Below are 20,748 nucleotides of genomic sequence, written 5' to 3' on the forward strand. Positions count from 1 at the left end.
ACGTTTGCACCGTGGACAAGAAGAACGCTATGCGCACCGGCGCCGTCGCGGCCGGAACGACGCTGATGATGCTGCTCATGTCGTCCCCCGCGCTCGCGCTCACCCGCGACGACGGTGACGACCCGGGGCCCGGCCTGAGCGCGATGGAGACCATCGGCCTCTACGTCGTGGCGCCCATCGTCCTGTACCTGGTCATCACGGGCCTGGTCATGGTCCTGGACAAGTCCAGGAAGCAGGCCTAGGTCTTTCGTCCGGATCATGCCGGGCTCGCGTGCCCCGCATCCCCGATCCGGCCCGATCCAAACGAAAGACCCTGGCACCCACACGCTTCTCCCGGGTGCGCCGCAGGTACTCCGCGAGTACCTGCGGCGCACCCGCATGTCCGCGGCCGGGCACCCTGCCCCCGGTGCCGGGTAGGTTGCGGCCGTGATCGAGTGGGACGTCAAGAAGCTCCGCATCCTGCGCAAGCGAGCAAGGGGCGCCCCCACCGCGGGAGGCGCCCCTTGCCGTGTCACCGGTCAGTGCGTCACACCGTGGCCGCCGCCGCGTCCGCGACGCGGGCCTTCAGCGCACGCTCGACGCCCGAGCGGGACTCCGACATCAGCCGGCGCAGGGCCGCGCTCGGCTCCGCCGAGGAGAGCCAGGCGTCCGTGGCGTCCAGCGTGGCCTGCGAGACCTGGAGGGTCGGGTAGAGGCCGACCGCGACCTGCTGCGCCATCTCGTGGCTGCGCGAGTCCCAGACGCCCTTGACCGCGGCGAAGTACTTCTCCGTGTACGGAGCCAGCAGCTCGCGCTGGTCGGTCTGGACGAAGCCGGCGATGACCGCCTCCTGGAGGGAGTTCGGCAGTTTGTCGGACTCGACGACCGAGGCCCACGCCTCCGCCTTCGCCGCCTCGGTGGGGCGGGCCGCACGGGCGGTCGCCGCGTGGAGCTCGCCCGCCGCAGTCTTGTCGCGCTCGTACTCGCCGGCGATGTCCTCCTCCTCGAACACACCGGTGGCGGCGAGCCGCTCGACGAACGCCCAGCGCAGCTCCGTGTCGACGGCCAGGCCCTCGACCGTCTCCTTGCCGTCGAGCAGCGACCGCAGCAGGTCCGTCTGCTGCGGGGTGCGGGCCGTCGCCGCGAAGGCACGGGCCCAGGCCAGCTGGTGGTCGCTGCCCGGCTCCGCCGCGCGCAGGTGCGCGAGGGTGGCCTCGGTCCACTGGGTCAGCCCGGCCTCGCGCCACTCCGGCGCCGCGTACAGGTCCAGCGCCAGCTTCACCTGGCGGTGCAGCGACTGCACGACGCCGATGTCCGACTCCTTGCCGATGCCGGAGAGCACCAGGGCGAGGTAGTCGCGGGTCGCCAGCTCGCCGTCGCGGGTCATGTCCCAGGCGGAGGCCCAGCACAGGGCGCGGGGGAGGGACTCCGTGAAGTCGCCGAGGTGCTCGGTGACGACGCGCAGCGACTCCTCGTCGAGCCGGACCTTCGCGTACGAGAGGTCGTCGTCGTTGAGCAGGATCACGGCGGGGCGGGCGGTGCCGGCCGGGAACGGCACGGTCGTGCGCTCGCCGTCGACGTCCAGCTCGATGCGGTTCGTGCGGACCAGCTTGCCGGAGTCGTCGAGGTCGTAGCAGCCGATCGCGATGCGGTGCGGGCGCAGCGTCGGCTCGCCCTTCGCGCCGGCGGGGAGGGCCGGGGCCTCCTGCAGCACGGTGAACGAGGTGACGTGGCCGTTCCCGTCCGTGGTGATCTCCGGGCGCAGGACGTTGATGCCCGCCGTCTCCAGCCACGCCTTCGACCAGGTCTTCAGGTCGCGGCCGGAGGTCTCCTCCAGGGCGCCCAGCAGGTCGGAGAGCCGGGTGTTGCCGAAGGCGTGCGCCTTGAAGTACGCCTGGACGCCCCTGAAGAACTCGTCCATGCCGACGTAGGCCACCAGCTGCTTCAGGACCGAGGCGCCCTTGGCGTAGGTGATCCCGTCGAAGTTGACCAGCACGTCGTCCAGATCACGGATGTCCGCCATGATCGGGTGCGTGGACGGCAGCTGGTCCTGGCGGTAGGCCCAGGTCTTCTCGGAGTTGGCGAACGTGGTCCAGGAGTTCGGCCACTTCGTGCCCTGAGCGTACGCCTGGCAGGCGACCGAGGTGTACGTGGCGAACGACTCGTTCAGCCACAGGTCGTTCCACCACTCCATGGTGACGAGGTCGCCGAACCACATGTGCGCCAGCTCGTGCAGGATGGTCTCCGCACGCCGCTCGTACGCCGCGTCCGTCACCTTCGAACGGAAGACGTACTGGTCGCGGATGGTGACCGCGCCCGCGTTCTCCATCGCGCCGGCGTTGAACTCCGGGACGAACAGCTGGTCGTACTTGGCGAACGGGTAGTCGTAGTCGAACTTCTCCTGGAACCAGTCGAAGCCCTGCCGCGTGACGTCGAAGATCTCGTCGGCGTCGAGGAACTCGGCCAGCGACGGACGGCAGTAGATGCCGAGCGGGACCGACTGGCCGTCCCGCTCGTAGCTGCTGTGCACCGAGTGGTACGGGCCGGCGATCAGGGCCGTGATGTACGACGAGATCCGCGGCGTCGGCTCGAAGGACCAGACGTTGTCCTGCGGCTCGGGGGTCGGCGAGTTCGAGATGACCGTCCACCCCTCCGGCGCCTTCACGGTGAACCGGAACGTCGCCTTCAGGTCCGGCTGCTCGAAGCTCGCGAATACCCGGCGCGCGTCCGGCACCTCGAACTGGGTGTACAGGTACGCCTGCTGGTCGACCGGGTCGACGAAGCGGTGCAGGCCCTCGCCCGTGTTGGTGTACGCGCAGTCGGCGACGACCTTGAGCTCGTTGGAGCCCGCGACCAGGTGCGGGAGCGCGATGCGCGAGTCGCGGAAGACGGCCGCGACGTCCAGCGCCCTGCCGTTCAGCTCGACCTCGTGCACGGCCGGGGCGACCAGGTCGATGAAGGTCTCCGCACCGGCTTCGGCGGAGTCGAAGCGCACGGTGGTCACGGACCGGTAGGTGCCGCCCTCCTGCGCTCCGGAGAGGTCGAGATCGATCTCGTACGCGTCCACGGTCAGCAGGCGCGCCCGCTCCTGTGCCTCTTCGCGGGTCAGATTGGTGCCAGGCACGCGGTCATCTCCTTGGTATGTGACGTTTTCGGTCATCCTTCCACGTCACACGCTCCGATGGGGGGTCTGGTCCGCAGTGGATGCGCGCATCCGAAGGGGCGGCCACCGCACCCCGGTGGCCGCCCCTTCGCCGTGCCCTCGGGCGTCAGCCGTTCAGCTCCGCCGCGACCAGCTCCGCGATCTGCACCGCGTTCAGCGCCGCGCCCTTGCGCAGGTTGTCGTTGGAGACGAAGAGCGCGAGGCCGTTCTCCACGGTCTCGTCGACCCGGATCCGGCCGACGAACGAGGCGTCCTTGCCGGCCGCCTGGAGCGGGGTGGGGATCTCGGAGATCTCGACGCCCGGCGCGTCCTTCAGCAGCTCGTACGCGCGCTCCACGCTGACCGGACGGGCGAAACGGGCGTTGACCTGGAGCGAGTGACCGGTGAACACCGGCACCCGGACACAGGTGCCGGACACCTTCAGCTCCGGGATCTCCAGGATCTTGCGGGACTCGTTGCGGAGCTTCTGCTCCTCGTCGGTCTCGAAGGAGCCGTCGTCTACGATGGCACCGGCCAGCGGCAGCACGTTGAAGGCGATCGGACGCTTGTAGACGCCCGGCTCGGGGAACTCGACGGCCTCGCCGTCGTGGGTGAGCCCGTCGGCGTCGGCGACGACCTTGGACGCCTGACCGTGCAGCTCGGCGACGCCGGCCAGACCGGAGCCGGAGACCGCCTGGTAGGTGGCGACGGTCAGCGCCTGGAGACCGGCCTCGTCGTGCAGCGGGCGCAGCACGGGCATGGCGGCCATCGTGGTGCAGTTCGGGTTGGCGATGATGCCCTTGGGCCGGTTCGCGATCGCGTGCGCGTTGACCTCGGAGACGACGAGCGGGACCTCGGGGTCCTTGCGCCAGGCGGAGGAGTTGTCGATCACGACGGCGCCCTGCGCGGCGACCTTCTCGGCGAGCGCCTTCGACGTCGCGCCGCCGGCCGAGAACAGCACGATGTCCAGCCCGGTGTAGTCGGCCGTCGAGGCGTCCTCGACGGTGATCTCCCGGCCCTGCCACTCGATCGTCGAGCCCGCGGAGCGCGCGGAGGCGAACAGCCGCAGTTCGTCGGCCGGGAACTTCCGCTCGGCCAGGATCCTGCGCATGACTGTGCCGACCTGACCGGTGGCACCGACGATTCCGACCTTCACAGGGACTCCTTCGAACGTACGAACTGAGAACTTTGCCGTCCCATGATGCGTATGTTCACGGCTTTCTTGTCCAATCCATTGTCCGCGGTGCGGACAGTGCCCGCCCGGCCGGGCACACAGCAGTGGGGCGGGAGCTCCACCGAGCACCCGCCCCACTGTCGTACCTGTCGTACGGATCACATGGTGACCGTTACGGCGTGACCTTCTCGATCACGACGCTGCCGATGCCCGCGGAGGTCCCGCGGCCGTTCACCAGGTGGACCTCGCCGAAGAACTGCCGGCCCTCGGGGGCCGCCCCGGCGACCGAGACCTCGGCGCCGATCTGCGTCGAGGCGCCGTTGGCCAGGTTCACGGCCTTCGACTCGTCGACCTTGATCGTGCCGAGCGACGGTGCGTAGTACACGTCGCGGTAGTCGTACGTGGTGGTGCCGGCCGGGACGTCGTAGCCGTCGATCAGGACGGTGTACGTGCCGGCGGCCGGCTTCGCCAGGCTGACGGACTCCTCGGAGCCCGCCGTGGTGGAAGTGCCGACCTCGGTGTCGCCCAGGTAGACGTACAGGTCCAGGTCCGCGTTGGCGTCCGACGTGCCGCCGATGGCGACGTCCAGCTTCTCGACGCCCTCACCGATGGTGACCGTGTACTCCTGCTGGTCGCCCGTCCTGATCGACGGCTTCGCGACCTTGGCCGAGCCCAGCGAGCCGCCCTTGAGCGCGCCCTCCAGGTCACCCGCGTTGTTGGTGACCTTCCAGTTCACCGCGGACGGCGTGCCGACCTTCGCCTCGGCGATGGTCTGCACCGCCGGGTCGAAGGTGGCACCGAGGAGCGAGACGTCCAGCTTGTACGGGTTGTCCAGCAGCGGCGAGGTACGCCGTGCCTCGACCTCGATCTCCCAGACGCCCGGCTGCGGGTCCTTGTACGAGCGCACGTCCGGACGGCAGGTGTTGGCCGGGTTTTCGTAGTTCGGGTAGCAGAAGATCGTGGAGCTGTCCTCCATCTGCACCCCGTACGGGTGGAGGGAGATGAAGCGGGTCTGGCTGCCCGAGCGCAGCGCGCTCATGGCGACCTCGAGGGTCTTGGCGCCCTCCGGCACGGTCACGAAGTACGACGTGGTGCCGTTGCGCTGCACCGAGCCGGACGCCTTGAACGCGTAGGCGGGCTTCACGAGCTTCGCGGAGACGACCACCGTGGTGAGGATCTGCTGGTCCACGCCGACGGTCCTGCCGTCGTCCACCTTCAGGATCGCGCTGTGCACGCCCGCGCTGCCCGGCTTCGCCCGGACCTTGACGGTCACCGGCTTGTCCAGCGGCAGCAGGACCGTGCTCGAACCGGCCAGCTTGAAGGTGCCGTCGTTGTTCTTCCACGACAGCTTGTGCTTGACGGCCTTGTCCGGGCCCGTGGTGCGGGTGATCGTGACGTCGTACGACTTGGTCTGGCCGGCCTTCAGGCCGCCCTCGCGGTCGTACAGGCCGGTGCCGAAGCCGGGGGTCTTCAGCGCGAAGTCGATCGCGGTGTCGACCGGGGCCTTCACCGAGTACTCGTGCGCCGGGGCACCCTGCTTCTCGATCTGCTTCCAGGCGCCGACGATGTTGATCAGACCGGAGCCCTGGGCGTGCGCGGGCACACCCTTGATGTGGGTGGCGGTGCTGGTCAGCGCGGTGCGCAGATCGGCCGGGGGCAGCTCGATGTGCTTCTGCTTCGCGGCGGACAGCAGCAGCGCGGCCGCACCGGCGGCCTGCGGCGAGGACATCGAGGTGCCCTGCAGCATGGAGTAGCCGGCCGGGAGCGAGTAGCCCGCCTCCTTGACCGGGCCGCCGGGCAGCCAGGTCTGGGTGGTGTTGATGGACGCGCCCGGGGCCGTCAGGATCGGCGCGAAGCCGCCGTCCTCACGCGGACCGCGCGAGGAGAAGGGCAGCATGTCGTACTTCTTGGTGACGTTCGAGCCGTAGTTGGCGGCCCAGGTCTCCTTGGAGATCGACGCGCCGACGGAGATGACGTGGTCGGCGAGGCCGGGGTCACCGATGGTGTTCACGCCCGGACCCTCGTTGCCGGCCGAGATGACCAGCTGCACGCCGTAGATGTCGATGAGCCGCTTGTAGAGCTCGGCACGGGCGTTGTTGCCGTCGTTGAGCGGCGGCAGGCCGCCGATCGACATGTTGACGACGTCGACGCCGCGGTTCACGACGAGGTCGATCATGCCCTCGGTGAGCGCGATGTTGGTGCAGCCGCCGGACCAGGTGCAGGCCCGCGAGGAGACGATCTTCGCACCCGGCGCGGCACCGTTCATCTTGCCGCCGAACAGGCCGTTCGCGGCGGTGATGCCCGCGACGTGGGTGCCGTGCTCGCTCTCGATGACACCGATGTTGACGAAGTCGGAGGTGTCACCGGCGGCGTTGTAGACGACGTTCTTGCGGGTCTCGACGACGAACGGGATGCGCTCGACGACCTCGGTCCGCGGGTCGTCCTTGCCGAAGTAGGAGACCTGGTGCTTCTCCTTGTACGGCTTGAGCACGGCGTCGTCGGAGAAGTCCGCGTTGTTGTTCAGGTCGACCCGGGTGGTGCCGGTGACCGGGTCGTAGAGCACGGCCCAGACATCGGTGGTGTCGCCGTCGCGGTTCAGGTCGCCCGCCATGTCGCCGCCCCTGGTGGCGGACTCGGCGAACAGCCTGATCCGGTAGTCACCCGCGGGCGCGTTGTAGGTGCGGCCCTCGTACGTGAACGTCGGGCCGGACACGGCGTCCGTCATCGGCAGCCAGGTGCCGTCATCGTCGCTGACCGGGTCGGTCGCGGTCACCCAGTCGACGATCTTGCGGGCGCCGGTGGTGGTCTTCTGCAGCGCCGGGTGGCCGAGGTCGACACCCGAGTCGAGGACACCGATGGTCACCCCGCGGCCGTCGGCCTTCGGGTGCTGCTGGACGAAGTCGACCGCGCCCGTCTCGAAGGACGGGTTGTACGGGTTCTTCGCCGGGGTCTTCTTGCCGGGCGCCGGGTACGAGCCGGTGGCCTTCGCCTTCACACCGGCCCCGGTGGCGCGGTCGGCGGCGGGCGTCGGGTCGTCCAGCTTGATCTCCTGCTTGAGATCGATGCCATGGACGGACGACAGCTTGGAGGCCGCCTTGATGGTCGCCTCGGCGGTCGCGGTGGGCACGGTGGCCCGTACGTAGCCGAGCTTGTCGTACGCACGTCCCAGCACGGAGCCCTTGACGGAGTCCAGCTGCTCGGCGACCTGCTCGGTCGCACCGGGAGCGGTGGCGACCATCATCGTGATGTTCTTCTGGCCCTTGGCCTTCGCCTTCGCCAGCAGCTGCTCGTCGTTGGTGCCGAGCTTCTTCGCCGTGGTGTCCTCGGCGGCGGAGGACTTGACGGGAGAGGGGGCGGGCGCATCGGTGGCGAAGACGGGGGCGGCGCCGGTGGCGGCCAGCGCGGCCACCAGACCGGCTGCGGCCGCGACTCGGGCCGCGCGTCTCGCCCCGGGTATGGAACTGGGGGATTCGGAGGTCATCAGCATCCCTGGATGTGAAAGAGAGAGTCCGGAATTCGGTACCGGATGACCGCTCACCCTTTCGCAAACGACAGGGGTTTGTGGAGAGTTGAAGGGGGCGAGATGCGGACATGGCGGGCTTCCGCCACCGTCCCTGATGCGCCATCAGGGATGAAGTGGTAGATAAGTGACGCCTGTGATTCACTCCACCGTTCTCAGCGGGGCAGGACCGTCACATACGCGGCCGGTTCGCAGTGCGCACCGCCTCGATGAGCAGCCCGCGCACGGCCAAGGGGTCCTGGAGTCCGGCGACCGCGTCCGCGAGCGCCCGCTCCACCGGGGCCACGGGCAGGCCGTCCACCTGCTCGGTGTGGGCATGGCGCAGGAGCGCACTTCAGGACAACACCGCCCTGAATTAAAGGTTCGACGACCGAAAAGGCCCGGCCCCTTCCGGCGGCCGGGCCGATCGCTGACGCGCCGGGGCCGCCCGGCCCCGGCGCGTCAGCCGCACATCAGACCCCGGTCACGGCCTCCGCCGCGCCCGTGTCGCACGCCTGCGCCCGCAGGGCCCGCGCCAGGTCGTCCCGGGCCTCCAGCACCAGCCGCCGCAGCGCGGGCGCCGCGTCCTCGTGGGCGGCCAGCCAGGCGTCCGTCGCGGCCAGCGTCGACGGGTCGCCCTGAAGCGCCGGGAACAGACCCTTCACCACGATCACCCCGATCTGGATCGACCGCTCGGCCCAGACCCGCTCGATCGCGTCGAAGTACGTGCCCGCGTACGGCGCCAGCAGCTCCCGCTGCGACGACTGGGCGAAGCCCGCGATCGTCGCCTCCACCAGCGCGTTGGACAGCGCGTCCGACTCCACCACGGCCGCCCAGGCCTGCGCCTTGACCGCCGCGGAGGGCCGCGAGGCCAGGCACCGCACCTGGTGCCGCTTGCCGGACGCCGTGTCGTCGCGGGCCAGTTCGGCGTCGATCACCGACTCGTCGGCCACCCCGTGCGAGGCCAGCGGGGAGAGGAACGCCCACCGCAGCTCCTGGTCGACGTCGAGCCCGTCGATCCGGGCCGTGCCGTCCAGCAGCCCGGACAGCAGCTGGAAGTCCGCGTCCGAGTCGGCGACCGACGCGAAGAACCGCGCCCACGCCAGCTGGTGCTCGCTGCCCGGCTCGGCGATCCGCAGCTCCCGCAGCGCGCCCTCGGACAGCGCCCGGCCGCCCTCCTCGCGCCACCCGGGCGCCGCGTACTGCTCCAGCGCGGTCCGGGTCCAGGCGTGCAGCATCTGGAGCACACCGATGTCGGACTCCCGGCCCGAGAAGGCCAGCACGAGGGAGACGAAGTCACGGGCCGGCATCAGCCCGTCCCGGGTCAGGTTCCACAGCGCCGACCAGCACAGCGCACGGGCGAGGGGGTCCGTGATGTCGCCCAGGTGCTCCCGCAGCGTGGCCAGCGACACCTCGTCGAAGCGGACCTTGCAGTACGTGAGGTCGTCGTCGTTGACCAGGATCAGCTCGGGCCGCTCGGCCCCCGCCAGCTCCCCGACCACCGTGCGCGGCCCCGCCACGTCCACCTCGGCGCGGGCGTAGCGCACCAGGCCGCCGTCGGCGGCGCGCCGGTACAGCCCGACCGCGACCCGGTGCGGCCGCAGCTCCGGGTGGGAGTCGGCCGCCTCCTGGAGGACCGCCAGCTCCGTGATCCGGTCCGCCGAGTCGTATGTCACGGCCGGGGTCAGCGAGTTGACGCCCGCGGTCTGCAACCAAGACCGCGACCAGGCGGTCATGTCCCGCCCGGACGTCTCGGCCAGCACCGACAGCAGGTCGCCCAGCTGCGTGTTGCCGTAGGCGTGCTTCTTGAAGTAGCGCCGGGCGCCCTCAAGGAACGCCTCCCGCCCCACGTACGCCACCAGCTGCTTCAGGACCGAGGCGCCCTTGGCGTACGTGATGCCGTCGAAGTTCAGCTTGGCGTCCTCCAGGTCACGGATGTCGGCCGTGATCGGGTGCGTGGACGGCAGCTGGTCGGCTCGGTACGCCCAGGACTTGCGGTTGTTGGCGAAGGTGATCCAGCCGTTGTCGAAGCGGGTCGACTCCACCATGGAGAACGTGCCCATGAAGTCGGCGAAGGACTCCTTCAGCCACAGGTCGTCCCACCACTGCATGGTGACGAGGTCGCCGAACCACATGTGCGCCATCTCGTGCAGGATGACGTTGGCCCGGCTCTCGTACGCGGCCTGCGTCACCTTGCCGCGGTAGATGTACTCCTCGCGGAACGTGACACAGCCCGGGTTCTCCATCGCGCCGAGGTTGTACTCCGGCACGAACGCCTGGTCGTACTTCCCGAACGGGTACGGGTAGTCGAAGTTGTCGTGGAAGAAGTCCAGGCCCTGCTTGGTGATCAGGAAGACGTCGTCCGCGTCGAAGTACCGGGCGAGTCCCTTGCGGCACATCGCGCCGAGCGGGATCTCCAGCGTCGTACCGTCCTCGAACGTACGGCTGTAGGAGTCCGTCACGTAGTGGTACGGACCGGCGACGACCGCCGTGATGTACGTGGAGATCGGCTTCGTCTCGGCGAACCGCCAGACCCCGTCCTCCCGCGACTCCTGCGCGCCGTTGCTCCAGACCGTCCAGCCCTCCGGCGCCGTCACCTGGAAGCGGAAGGGGGCCTTCAGGTCGGGCTGCTCGAAGTTGGTGAAGACGCGCCGCGCGTCGGCCGGCTCGTACTGCGTGTAGAGGTAGACCTCGCCGTCCTCCGGGTCGACGAAGCGGTGCATGCCCTCGCCGGTCCGGCTGTACGCGCACTGTGCGTCGACCACCAGGACGTTCTCGCCCTCCGGCAGCCCCTCCAGCGCCACCCGGGTGCCGTCGAAGACCACGGCGGGGTCGAGCGGCTGTCCGTTCAGCGTCACCGCGTCCACCGCCGGCGCCACCAGGTCCGCGAAGGTCGACGCCCCGGCCCGCGCGTTGCGGAAGCGGATCGTGGTCACCGAGCGGAAGGTGCGCGGACCGGATGCCGCTTCCCCGTCCCCGTCGGGCCCGCCGACGGCGGAACGCAGATCGAGCTCGACCTCGTAACCGTCGACGGTCAGCAGCTCGGCCCGCACGCGGGCCTCGTCACGGGACAGGTTCTCACCGGGCACGGGCACACTCCTTTGTGTCTCGTTCGAATGGTTTTGATCCTCCCATGCCGCTGTTCGGCCCGGCACTCGGGAATGGCGGGCGCCTCCGGGGACGTTCTGCGCACAGACGCGACCGTCATGACGAGGAGAAACGATGCCCGACAACAGCGCGGCGACCGGCAAGACCCCTGTCGATTTCTGGTTCGACCCGCTCTGCCCCTGGGCCTGGATGACCTCCCGCTGGATGCTGGAGGTGGAGAAGGTCCGCGACGTCGAGGTCCGCTGGCACGTGATGAGCTTGTCGGTCCTCAACGAGGACAAGATCGACGAGCTGCCGGAGGAGTACCGCGAGCTGCTGGAGAAGGGCTGGGGCCCGGTCCGCGTGGTCATCGCCGCCCAGCAGAAGCACGGCGACGAGGTCGTCGGCCCGCTGTACACCGCGCTCGGCACCCGCTTCCACAACCTGGGCGAAGGCCCCACCCGCGAGGCGGTCGTGGGGGCGCTCCAGGACATCGGCCTGCCGGCCGAGCTGGCGGACTTCGCGGACTCGGACGTGTACGACGCCGAGCTGCGCGCCTCCCACAAGGAGGGCATCGACAAGGTCGGCCAGGACGTCGGAACCCCGGTCATCGCGGTCCCCGGCGCGGACGGCGAGCAGATCGCCTTCTTCGGCCCGGTCGTCACCCCCGCCCCGAAGGGCGAGGAGGCGGCGAAGCTGTGGGACGGCACGCTGCTGGTGGCGTCGATCCCCGGCTTCTACGAGATCAAGCGGACCCGGACCCAGGGCCCGATCTTCGACTGACCTGCCGGGCGCGGTGCGGATCCGGGCAGCCGCCCGGCCCCGCACCGCCCTCGTCCACCGCTCCCGCGGCCCGGCGCCCGGCCGCGGTCAGGGCCAGGGAGACCGCGATCGAGGCCGCCGCCATCACGGTCATCGCCGTCGCGGGGGAGGTCCACTGGGCGACGGTGCCGGCCAGCGCCGCCGCAACACCCTGCATGGTGAGCATCCCGGAGGAGTGCAGGCCGAGCGCCTGGCCGGTGAACTCGTCCGGGACCAGGGCCATCAGCCGCTCCTGGAACAGCAGACTCGCCGCGAACCCGACCGAGGCGAGCATCGCCAGGGCGAGCGCCGCCGGGAGCGCCGGATGCGTGGCGAAGAGCAGATACGGGGCGGCCAGGAGCAGTTGCAGAGGAGTGGCCAGCCGTCCCCGCCACTGCGGCGCGAAGAAACGGCCCGCCACGGTGTCCCCGATGAGCATCCCCAGCGCGGCGCAGGCGAAGAGGAGCCCGGCATGCTCGGGGGCGTACGGGACGAAGAGCGACTCGCAGCCGACGATCAGCCCGTTCGGCACCCAGAGCGCGAGATAGACCCGGCGGCGCGGGCCCGAGGACCACAGCAGGGCGTTGATCCGCCAGGTCTCGGCGGGCGACGGCCGCCCGGTGGCGCGCGGCTCTCTGCGCACCAGCCCGAACCGGGCGACGGCGGCACCCGTCAGATACAGGGCGGCGGCGACCAGCAGCGTGCCGCGCGCGGAGAGCGTCGCCACCAGCAGCCCGCCGAGCGCGAACCCGCCGATCTGCATCAGGCCGGAGCACATGTTCAGCACCGAACGCCCCAGCAGATAACCGTCCTTGGGCAACACCTCGTTGAGCAGTCCGTACCGCACCCCGCCGCCCACGGCCGCGACCACCCCCTGGGCCAGGATGATCGCGAAGACCACCGGCAGCGGCAGCCCCGGGACGGCGAGGACGGCGGTGGTCAGCGCGAAGGCGAGTGCCAGACCGGATATCGCGGCCCGGGGCGGCAGCCGGTCCGCCGCCGACATCAGCAGCGTCGCCCCGATCATCTGGGAGAGCGAGGAGCCGAACATGGACAGGGCGGCGAGCAGCGGCGAGTCGGTCGCGGCGTAGACGAGGACGCCGAGGGCCAGCCCGCTCGTCGTCGACGCGGCGACCTGTACGGCGCTGGTCGCGAAGAACGGTCCGAACTGTGGCGTACGGAAGAGTTCCCGATAGGTGCGCATGCGGGGAGTCTCGGCGGCGGTCCGCGGCGGCCGTTACAGTTTCGCGCGGAGGCGAAACGTCATGGGCATGTGGCAGATCGACACGGACACGCTCGCGGGGAGCCGGTTCGTCGTCTCACCCCTCGCCGAGACCGTCTCCGCCCTGAACTCCCTGGAGCGGGGCCGGCCCGATCACCCCGGTGAACGGGCCTGGCTCGACGCCCATCTGCCCGCCTACCGCGCCCGGCAGGCCGCCGACCCGGTCGCGGCCCTGCTCGTACCGGTGGGGCTCGGCGGCAGTTGGAGCGCGGACTTCCTCACCCCCACGCCGACGGGCGAGGGCACCCCGACCTTCGAGGAGGAGCTGGCCCCCGTCCGGGCGACCACCCCCGAGCGCGCCCGGGCGGACCTGGCGGTCTCGCTCGGCGGCGGCCCCCTCCCGGCGCTCCTGGACCGCGACGACCTGGCCCGGCACGCCGCCGATGTCCTGCACTGGGTCTGGCTGCACACCGTGCTCCCGGACTGGCCGCGCCGCCGCCGGATCATCGAGGCGGACATCGTCGCGCGGACCGGCCAGCTGAGCCAGGGCGGCTGGGCGGCCGCCCTGGGCGGTCTGTGCCCGGGGATGCGGTGGCTGGGCGGGAGCCGGCTCCAGATCAACAGGCACGACTATCCGCCGAAGCAACTCTCCGGCGTACGGCTGCTGTTCGTCCCGGTCACCCAGCGCTCGGGCTGGGCCTCCTGGGACGACGCAGCCGAGCGATACGCGCTCGTCTACCCCTGCTCCGGCACCCTGGCCGACGCGGACCGGGCCCGGGTCCCGGACAGCCTGTCCCGCCTCCTGGGCCCCGGTCGGGCATCGGTCCTCGTCCTCCTCTCCAGCCCGAAGAGCACCACCCAACTGGTGGCCCTGACAGATCAGGCCCTCGGCTCGGTCGGCCGCCACCTCAAGATCCTCCTCGACGCGGGCCTGGCAGACCGCCGCCGGGCCGGCCGCTCGGTCCTGTACTTCCGCACGGAGGCGGGCGATGTGCTGGTGGGGGCGCAGGGGGGCGGGTGAGGGGGGCGTCACCGCAACGACGTCCACGGGCCGAGCTGGAGCGACCTGCTCGAAGTTCGACCGTGCCGATGCCCGTTCACCGGCGAGCCAACTCCCGCAGCTCGCAGAGCGGGTTCACCTCCAGGGGCACTGCATCTTCGACACCCCTGACACCGGGGTGCCGTTCAGTCTCCGCTTGCAAGCTTGCGCAGCATCGGCAGGCTGAGCATGTTGAGTTTGTTGCCGTCCGTCAGGTCGGCCAGTTCGGCCAGGGCTTGGGAAGGAGACAGTCCGCGGTCGTGCGCGGAACGGAGCTCCCCGGAACAGGTGACTGTTCGACTTTCCGGCCTCGTGGACGGACACGGACTTGCTGTCGAGCTCCGCTCATCCGCCGTTGCGGCGTCGCTCCGTCTCTCAACTCGCCTGTGACCGGAATGGGATATCAATCGATATGTGGCGTAACTCGCAACACTGCTTCCGCGTTCGCGATCAGGCGTCCGATTTCGATAGGGGGATTCTCGAATTCCTCCATTGCGACATCGTAGGGCTCCACGCTGTATGTGCACCCGTCCAACCCTCTGGCCTCGACAATGTAGCGATATCCGACAGGTGCACTTTGATCGGCAAATTTTTTCCACGCTGCTCCGTGCCGCAATACCAAAAGATCGCCCAAATATGATGTCAGGTCTGTATGGAGGGTGATCCAGTCCGATTGTTCAAACTCGTCCAGAGGTAGTCGATCCACGTAGCTCTGAAATCCGGGCAGCAGTACCAGTGGGTCCTCCGAGTACTGTTCGGATGTCAAGCCGAACATGGCTGCCAGGGCGAGAGCGTTGCGATGGGCTCCCTCCGCCCAATCCGACACGTCTGCATCTTCTGTGCTCTGCATGATTTATTGTCCTCCAGTGTTTCGGGCGATGCTACTTACTTCTTACGATTTGGCTGATCCCATTTGTCCTTCTTGGGTTCAGGTCCGTATTCGAGGAAAATGATCTTTGCTTTCTTGAAGTAAGCGCGAAGGCTGCCACTTGGCCCTGCATGCGTGAATGACCACCGGGGGTCGTATCCAGGATTTAGGCGCCTCAGGGCTATATCTTTATTAATTTGCTCTTTGATTTTTTTGCTGAGTGGCACTTCGTTTTGCACCCTATATTTTGTTCCGTCTTTCATTGTTACCGTGTGGTAGGGTCCGTATGTTTTCACCTCGATGGCAACTGTACGCCCTCCCGGCAGATCAGCGGGTACATCAACTTTTCTCCCGCCACCAGTAGTTACGGGGTACCGTGGCCCGCTGCTCTTGGGTACTGGGTAGTGGCGTTCGCCACCGCTGCCCCACATCTGGCGGTGGAATTCCTCGCCCCGCTTCCAGCGGGTCTCCAGATCGCGTGTGTTGCGTACATTCCTGAGCGTGAGTGGACCGTCGGACGGCAGCAGGGCAGGTCTTGAATAATCCGGCTCTTTTCCGGCATACGGATTTCCATCGTCTGGTTTCCCGCTGCCGTCCGCTGTTTCAGGCTGATCATTCGCAGAGTCCGACCCGACGTTGTCGTGACCAGCCTTGTCTTCAGGCCAGGATGCATCATCCCCAGCACGGCTCAGATGGTCTGGGCCGCCACTGCCGCGGAGTCCCTCGGAGCCGGAGGCATGTTGCGCGGTGGGTCCGTCTGGCAGGTCGCGGCCGACGGAGAACTGCGTGCTGGGTGTCTCGGCGGGTCGGTCAGTTGGAAGGTTCTCGTCCGTGCGGCCACCGCGCGCGCCATTGCCCAGGTGGTTGCTGGGCATGTTGCGGTCGGCACCGCCGCCGGGGGTGTGATTGGTTCCGTTGTCTGGCGAGTGCCGGCCTGTGCCTCCGGCTGGGGTGTCGTCATCGACCCGGCCCAGGCTGCCTGGATCGTCCCCCAGGCGGATGGCGTCGTCGCCGACGCGGGTGCCTGCGCTGGCCAGGGCCGGTTCGCGTAGGGGGGCCGGTGTGTGGGCGTTGGTTCCTGCTTGGTGGGCGTGTTGAGCGAGGGTGCCGTCTTCGTTGTAGAGGTTGCCGTCGCGGTCGAGGTAGGGGGCGCCCTCGTCGAAGGGAGATCTGACCGTTCCTTCGGGGAGTGCCATGGCGTTGTCGGGGAGTTTGACGGTGCCGTTGGGGAGAGTGGTCGCGCCTTCGGGGACGGTGGCGCCTTCGGGCAGGTGGAGGGTGCCGTCGGGGAGCTTGAGCGTGCCGTCGGGGACGGTGATGATGTGGTCGGGCAGGGGTGGGAACTCGACCCGTCCCAGACCCTTCAGGCCGGCCATCACGTCGCCGATGCGGGTAAGTCCGGCGCCCGCGCCCTTGAAGACGTAGGTCATGGGGTCCACGGCGCGGGCGGTCTTGCTGGTGAGGGAGAGGGCTTTGGCGGCGAGGCCGGCTTTGCCCGCGCCTGCTGCTGCGCCGCCGGTGCCGCCGGTGAAGACGGTGGTCAGGACGTTGAAAGTGACCGCTCCGGCGGCGCGGGAGGGGTTGCTGCCCCACTGGTCCCAGGCCACCAGCGCCTTGCCGGTTTCCTTCACGGCGGTGTGGGAGTCGCGTAGCCAGGCGGAGTGGTCGCCGGGCAGGGCGTGCAGGACGAGCTGGGCGGCGGGGGAGAGTCCGGTGGCGAGTTTGGCCAGGCCGGTCCATGCCTCCTTCGCGGCGTCCCCGCCCTCGAACCCGGCCAGGGTGCCCAGGCCTTTGAGGGTGCCCCAGACCCCGTCGACGAGAAAGCCCTTGCCGAAGTCGTAGGCGTGCTCCCACACCTGCCACCAGGGCGTCGACTCCTCGACCGCCTCCCCCACGGCAGACTCTTGGCCTGCTTGAGGGCCTCGGCGTCGTACCCGTAGGTGCCCTGCTTGCCCGAGCCGTCACCAGTCTTGAGCGCCGTGCCGCCGACCAGGGCGACGATCTTGGCGTGACAGGCCCGCTCCACCTCCTGGAACGCGGCCCAGACCTCGGCTATCTCGTTCCGGCGCCGGTTGTTCTCCTCGACCAGATCACCGTCCTCGGCCCACTCGTCGTCGCCGTCCACCTTCACCCGGAAGGCGACCGCGTCCCGCTTGAGCTCCTTGAGCTTCTCCACCAGCGGGAACGCATCGTCCGAGTACGTGCCCAGCGCGCCGGTGATGACACACAGATCCGAACTCAACGACGCCCCGGTCGCCGCGACCGGGGCGGTCGTCGCGAACAACTGCTCCGCCTCGGGAGCCTTGTAGAAGGCGCTCAGCCCGCCGAAGCTGCGGTGCACGTCACCGGAAGCCTCGGCGATCTTCGCCCCGTGCCCGGACAGGGCCGTCACCTTCGTGTCGAGCAGGGCCAGGTCACCGGTGAACACCGGTATCCCCACCGGGTCGACCGGGGCCGCCCCGCTCACCGGTGCCCCTGCATGCCCTTGAGGACGTCCAGACGTACGGTCTTCGCCGCATCCTGCGCGTGCCTGGCCGTGTCCAGATCACCCTCGCAGTACGCGTTGGTGGCCTCGACCGCCCCCAGGACGGACGCCTCGATCCGCTCGGCCGCCGCCTCCAAGTCCTTCTTCCGCACGCCCAGATACTCCCCCAGTGCCGCAGCCACCGGGCCCAACGCCTTGCGAGACAACGGTGCCTGCCCCGGAGCCACCGGACCCTGCACCCGCGTGACCGCCTGCACACCCGGCACCGCCGTACCCGCCGCCTGCGCCGCCTCCGACACCGTCGCCATCAACGCCGTCAGAGCCTTCTCCAGATCACCGGCATACCCACCGACCACCCTCAACTGGCCCTGCACACCCTGCGGTCTGATGTCCCACGCCACCATGAAGAGCCCCCCTCGCGCCGGTTGCCCTCGCGTCAGGGACTTCCAGCAATCTGAACAACTGTTCGTACGCTCCTCTCTATCAACCCGGGCATCGCTGGCGCAATCAGCAAATCAACAATCAGCCAACAGCGGCCAGTGCGTGGTGGGTAGACCAGGATCACGCGTTCACGTGGGCATCGTGAGAAACCTGGGGTCGGCTCTGTGCTTCTGCATCCACGCAGAGGATTTGCTGACGGGTGCACGTGGCGCGGCAGGGCGGGTGCGGGCGTCCGGCTCGGTCGCGGACGGGAGGTGGGCTGCGGCGTCGCAGGCGGAGTCCATCGACACGAAACCGCGATGACCGTGGCCACGGGCAGGACCCGCACGGGGCGCGCGGACCAGCCGACGACGCGCCCGCCCGCGCGAACGGTGTAGGTGTACGACTCACCGGCCCTGAGCCGTATGACGGCCTCCCACTGGCCGTGGTCGAGCCAGCGGAAGGTGCGGTCGCGGTCCTCCGCGTCGAACGCGGAGAGCAGGGTCCTCACGGAGACCCGCATCCAGATCAGCGCCTGCGGGGGAGTGGCGGCGTGCTCCGCCCGTACGAGCAGTCCGTCGACGGTGAACTCGCACCGCCAGGCGGTCCGGAGGGGCCGCCTCACGTCAACTCCGCTCGGCCGATGGTCAGATGGACCCAGACGGTCTTGCCGGGGTCGCGGGGCCGTACGCCCCACTTCGCCGCGACCGCGTCCACGATGACCAGGCCCCGGCCGGAGAGGTCGTCGAGCGTGGGGGTGCGGAGTTCGGGCATCCGCCACTGGTAGGAGTCGGAGACCTCCAGCACGAGTGTGCCGTTGCGACGGCGTAAGCCGAGTTCGAAGTAGTCGCCGGTCCCCTTGGCGTGGTTGACCACGTTGGTGCTCAACTCGCTTGCGACGAGTGTTGTTTCGTCGATGAGCCCGCCGAGCTTCCACTCGGTCAGGACGCTCTCGACGTGGCGTCGGGCGGCGGGGACGGAGTCCCTGCGGGCCCGGAATCTCTTGATGTGCGTGCGCCCGGACATGGGTCTCCCGAGGTCAGGTGGGCAGGCGGATTCACGTCACTTAGTGCACCCGAGGGGGCACTTTTTGTGATGCATCCCACGCTAGAGCGAGACTCTTCATCTATGCAATCGAACTGCATCGAGAATTTGCATGTTGCTCACGGTCTCAAGCGCCTGGCGCGTAGCCTCCGTTGACGTGCAGACTGGTCACACGGAGTAAGAGGAGGGGACATGCCTGCAGGTGGACGTCCTACTGTGCGCAGCAGGCGGCTTGGCGCAGCGCTCAGGAGGTACCGGCTGGCGGCGAAGCTCGATCAGCAGCACGCTGCCGACCACATCGTGGGATCAAAGGCCAAGATCAGCCGGATTGAGGCCGGGCAGGTTTCGGCGCGCCCTGGTGACGTCCGGCTGCTTCTGGAGCTGTACGGGGTGGAAGACGGTGCCGTGCAGCAGCAGTTGGAGCAGCTGGCGCGGGCTTCCAACAAGCGTGGGTGGTGGCTCGACTACGAGTGGGCGGCCAAGCCGGAGTATGCCGACTTCATCGCGCTCGAATCCGACGCGACGTACATCCGTACCTGGCAACCGTTGTTCCTGCCGGGGCTTCTGCAGACAGACGACTACCTCAGAGCCCTGCTCGGTGCCGGCCTGAAGGTTCATGCACCTGAGGCGGTTGACGAAATGGTGGCCATCCGCCAGGCACGCAGAAAGGTGATCGAGGAGCAGGGTGCCCGGTTCGCGGCGGTCGTCTGGGAGCCTGCGCTCACGGCGCCGATGCCTTCCACGAAAGCGCATCGCGACCAGCTCCTGCACATCTTGAATGTGGCGCAACGGCAGAACGTCAGCATTCAAGTGCTCCCGGCGGCGGAGTGGGAGGCCGCGCACATGGCGTCACACTTCGTCATGTTCAACTTCGGCCCCGAACCTGCCCCGGAAGCGGTCGCCTTCGACAGCACGACGAGCACCGTCATCATCGAGGACCTCGAGGAAATGGCCGTGCACGCGCAGATCTTCGAAGCCCTCAGGTCGGCCGCATTGACGCCCGCACAGTCGCTCGCCTTCCTGCGCGAGCACATCGCAAGCATCCCCGAGAACGAGAAAGAGCAGTGATGAAAAACCAGCGGATCGTCACCGGGTTCATGAAGGCCAGCGCCTCGCAGGGAGGGCAGCAGGACTGTGTCGAGGTCGCCCACACCGCCGATGGCGGCCGGGCCGTGCGGGACAGCAAGAACCCTGGCGGCGGGCTCCAGTTCTACGCCCCCGAGGAGTGGGCCGCGTTCCTCGACGGGGTGAAGCGCGGGGCCTTCGGGGGCTGACGCACCCCGGGGAGCCAGGCGGGCTGCGCTAGTGCCGTGACCGGAAATGATCACCGGTGGTGGCAACTGGGCTCGCGCCGGTTGGATGTGCCGACACGTCCGATCGGCACGAGGAGGCGCGATGGCAGGGCTGGTCAGGGTTCGCAGGCTGACTGAGCAGGAGGGGCAGAAGCTGCAGCGGATTGTGCGGCGGGGCAGCACCAGCACGGTGCGGTTCCGTAGGGCGATGATGTTGCTGGCCTCGGCGGGCGGGAGCACCGTCCCGGTGATCGCGAATCTCGTCCAAGCGGACGAGGACACCGTCCGGGATGTGATCCACCGCTTCAACGAGATCGGGCTGGCCTGCCTGGACCCTCAGTGGGCGGGAGGTCGTCCCCGCCTGCTCAGCGATGACGACGAGGAGTTCGTCATCCAGACGGCCACCACCCGCCCCACCAAGCTCGGCAGGCCCTTTACCCGCTGGTCGATCCGCAAGCTCGCCGGCCATCTGCGGCGCAATGTCGCCCGACCGATACGCATCGGCCGCGAGGCCCTGCGCTGCCTGCTCGCGCGCCGCGGAAGTGTCGAATTGGCTGATGGTTGTCCAGCGCTCCACTGCCACGGTCCCGAGGCGGTGCGCAGGTCGACCGAGCACATCAGCATGTCCGAACTCCTCGTGCAGTGCGGCGAGATGACGACGGGGACCGCGCCGCTCTCGGCTATGCGCGGACCCCG

16 protein-coding genes and 1 pseudogene are annotated in these 20,748 nt (G+C 69.0%); 6 read left to right on the forward strand and 11 right to left on the reverse strand.

Going from position 1 to position 20,748, the window contains the following annotated elements; all coding sequences use genetic code 11:
* Nucleotides 1–11: 11 nt before the first annotated feature.
* Nucleotides 12–242 (forward strand): hypothetical protein, encoded by a 231-nt coding sequence (locus tag ACWCQ6_RS12595; RefSeq protein WP_451088284.1) that lies wholly within the window; start codon nt 12–14, stop codon nt 240–242.
* 284 nt (nt 243–526) lie between these two features.
* Here the strand turns inward: ACWCQ6_RS12595 and pepN (ACWCQ6_RS12600) are convergent, their stop codons facing one another.
* The 5 genes from pepN (ACWCQ6_RS12600) to pepN (ACWCQ6_RS12620) form a co-directional block, all read right to left on the reverse strand.
* Nucleotides 527–3,103: an aminopeptidase N gene (gene pepN / locus ACWCQ6_RS12600; RefSeq protein WP_451088286.1), complete on the reverse strand. Its 2,577-nt coding sequence runs from the start codon at nt 3,101–3,103 to the stop codon at nt 527–529.
* A 145-nt stretch (nt 3,104–3,248) separates the two neighbouring features.
* Nucleotides 3,249–4,277: an aspartate-semialdehyde dehydrogenase gene (locus ACWCQ6_RS12605; RefSeq protein ID WP_451088288.1), complete on the reverse strand. Its 1,029-nt coding sequence runs from the start codon at nt 4,275–4,277 to the stop codon at nt 3,249–3,251.
* 190 nt (nt 4,278–4,467) lie between these two features.
* A complete protein-coding gene (locus ACWCQ6_RS12610; RefSeq protein WP_451088290.1) occupies nt 4,468–7,782 on the reverse strand; it encodes a S8 family serine peptidase in 3,315 nt (1,104 codons plus the stop codon).
* A gap of 205 nt (nt 7,783–7,987) precedes the next feature.
* Nucleotides 7,988–8,116 (reverse strand): hypothetical protein, encoded by a 129-nt coding sequence (locus ACWCQ6_RS12615; protein WP_451088292.1) that lies wholly within the window; start codon nt 8,114–8,116, stop codon nt 7,988–7,990.
* Between the two features lie 151 nt (nt 8,117–8,267).
* Entirely contained in the window at nt 8,268–10,883 is a 2,616-nt protein-coding gene (gene pepN / locus ACWCQ6_RS12620; protein ID WP_451088294.1) for an aminopeptidase N, read from the reverse strand.
* Nucleotides 10,884–11,016: 133 nt separating this feature from the next.
* Between pepN (ACWCQ6_RS12620) and ACWCQ6_RS12625 the strand changes: the two genes are divergently transcribed.
* Complete coding sequence (locus ACWCQ6_RS12625) at nt 11,017–11,664, forward strand: mycothiol-dependent nitroreductase Rv2466c family protein (protein WP_451088296.1); 648 nt, start codon at nt 11,017–11,019, stop codon at nt 11,662–11,664.
* Here the strand turns inward: ACWCQ6_RS12625 and ACWCQ6_RS12630 are convergent.
* Complete coding sequence (locus ACWCQ6_RS12630; RefSeq protein ID WP_451088298.1) at nt 11,627–12,886, reverse strand: MFS transporter; 1,260 nt, start codon at nt 12,884–12,886, stop codon at nt 11,627–11,629. The two genes, ACWCQ6_RS12625 and ACWCQ6_RS12630, sit on opposite strands and share 38 nt — an antisense overlap.
* Nucleotides 12,887–12,947: 61 nt before the next feature.
* Here ACWCQ6_RS12630 and ACWCQ6_RS12635 point away from each other — a divergent pair, with 61 nt between their 5' ends.
* A complete protein-coding gene (locus tag ACWCQ6_RS12635) occupies nt 12,948–13,925 on the forward strand; it encodes a winged helix-turn-helix domain-containing protein (protein ID WP_451088300.1) in 978 nt (325 codons plus the stop codon).
* Nucleotides 13,926–14,346: 421 nt separating this feature from the next.
* On the opposite strand, the gene ACWCQ6_RS12640 is transcribed toward ACWCQ6_RS12635, so the two are convergent.
* The 5 genes from ACWCQ6_RS12640 to ACWCQ6_RS12660 all read right to left on the reverse strand — a co-directional run bounded on the left by ACWCQ6_RS12640 (nt 14,347) and on the right by ACWCQ6_RS12660 (nt 18,742).
* Nucleotides 14,347–14,793 carry a hypothetical protein gene (locus ACWCQ6_RS12640; RefSeq protein ID WP_451088302.1) on the reverse strand — a complete coding sequence of 149 codons (447 nt, stop codon included), beginning with the start codon at nt 14,791–14,793 and terminating at the stop codon, nt 14,347–14,349.
* Between the two features lie 35 nt (nt 14,794–14,828).
* A complete protein-coding gene (locus ACWCQ6_RS12645; protein WP_451088304.1) occupies nt 14,829–16,442 on the reverse strand; it encodes a hypothetical protein in 1,614 nt (537 codons plus the stop codon).
* On the reverse strand, nt 16,439–17,278 hold the full coding sequence (locus ACWCQ6_RS12650) for a hypothetical protein (RefSeq protein WP_451088306.1): 840 nt from the start codon (nt 17,276–17,278) through the stop codon (nt 16,439–16,441). Before ACWCQ6_RS12650 ends, ACWCQ6_RS12645 begins: the two co-directional genes overlap by 4 nt.
* Nucleotides 17,275–17,700, reverse strand: coding sequence for a DUF6507 family protein (locus tag ACWCQ6_RS12655; RefSeq protein WP_451088308.1), 426 nt, complete (start codon nt 17,698–17,700; stop codon nt 17,275–17,277). Before ACWCQ6_RS12655 ends, ACWCQ6_RS12650 begins: the two co-directional genes overlap by 4 nt.
* 637 nt (nt 17,701–18,337) lie before the next feature.
* Nucleotides 18,338–18,742, reverse strand: a complete 405-nt coding sequence (locus tag ACWCQ6_RS12660; protein ID WP_451088310.1) for an ATP-binding protein — start codon at nt 18,740–18,742, stop codon at nt 18,338–18,340.
* A 234-nt stretch (nt 18,743–18,976) separates the two neighbouring features.
* Here ACWCQ6_RS12660 and ACWCQ6_RS12665 point away from each other — a divergent pair, with 234 nt between their 5' ends.
* The 3 genes and pseudogenes from ACWCQ6_RS12665 to ACWCQ6_RS12675 all read left to right on the forward strand — a co-directional run.
* A complete protein-coding gene (locus ACWCQ6_RS12665) occupies nt 18,977–19,828 on the forward strand; it encodes a helix-turn-helix domain-containing protein (RefSeq protein ID WP_451088312.1) in 852 nt (283 codons plus the stop codon).
* A complete protein-coding gene (locus tag ACWCQ6_RS12670) occupies nt 19,828–20,034 on the forward strand; it encodes a DUF397 domain-containing protein (protein ID WP_451088314.1) in 207 nt (68 codons plus the stop codon). The genes ACWCQ6_RS12665 and ACWCQ6_RS12670 overlap by 1 nt, the downstream gene beginning before the upstream one ends.
* Before the next feature lie 121 nt (nt 20,035–20,155).
* Nucleotides 20,156–20,593: pseudogene (locus ACWCQ6_RS12675) on the forward strand (helix-turn-helix domain-containing protein); the annotation flags it as partial.
* Nucleotides 20,594–20,748 lie beyond the last annotated feature (155 nt).

The organism is Streptomyces sp. NPDC001880 (assembly GCF_053594575.1).

What these genes read in the sequence shown, in the direction of transcription:
- ACWCQ6_RS12670 (WP_451088314.1), top strand. Translation starts at nt 19,828, where the DNA reads ATGAAAAACCAGCGGATCGTCACCGGGTTCATGAAGGCCAGCGCCTCG.
- ACWCQ6_RS12635 (WP_451088300.1), top strand. Translation starts at nt 12,948, where the DNA reads ATGGGCATGTGGCAGATCGACACGGACACGCTCGCGGGGAGCCGGTTC.
- ACWCQ6_RS12655 (WP_451088308.1), bottom strand. Translation starts at nt 17,700, where the DNA reads ATGGTGGCGTGGGACATCAGACCGCAGGGTGTGCAGGGCCAGTTGAGG.
- ACWCQ6_RS12640 (WP_451088302.1), bottom strand. Translation starts at nt 14,793, where the DNA reads ATGCAGAGCACAGAAGATGCAGACGTGTCGGATTGGGCGGAGGGAGCC.
- ACWCQ6_RS12630 (WP_451088298.1), bottom strand. Translation starts at nt 12,886, where the DNA reads ATGCGCACCTATCGGGAACTCTTCCGTACGCCACAGTTCGGACCGTTC.
- ACWCQ6_RS12625 (WP_451088296.1), top strand. Translation starts at nt 11,017, where the DNA reads ATGCCCGACAACAGCGCGGCGACCGGCAAGACCCCTGTCGATTTCTGG.
- ACWCQ6_RS12610 (WP_451088290.1), bottom strand. Translation starts at nt 7,782, where the DNA reads ATGCTGATGACCTCCGAATCCCCCAGTTCCATACCCGGGGCGAGACGC.
- ACWCQ6_RS12660 (WP_451088310.1), bottom strand. Translation starts at nt 18,742, where the DNA reads ATGTCCGGGCGCACGCACATCAAGAGATTCCGGGCCCGCAGGGACTCC.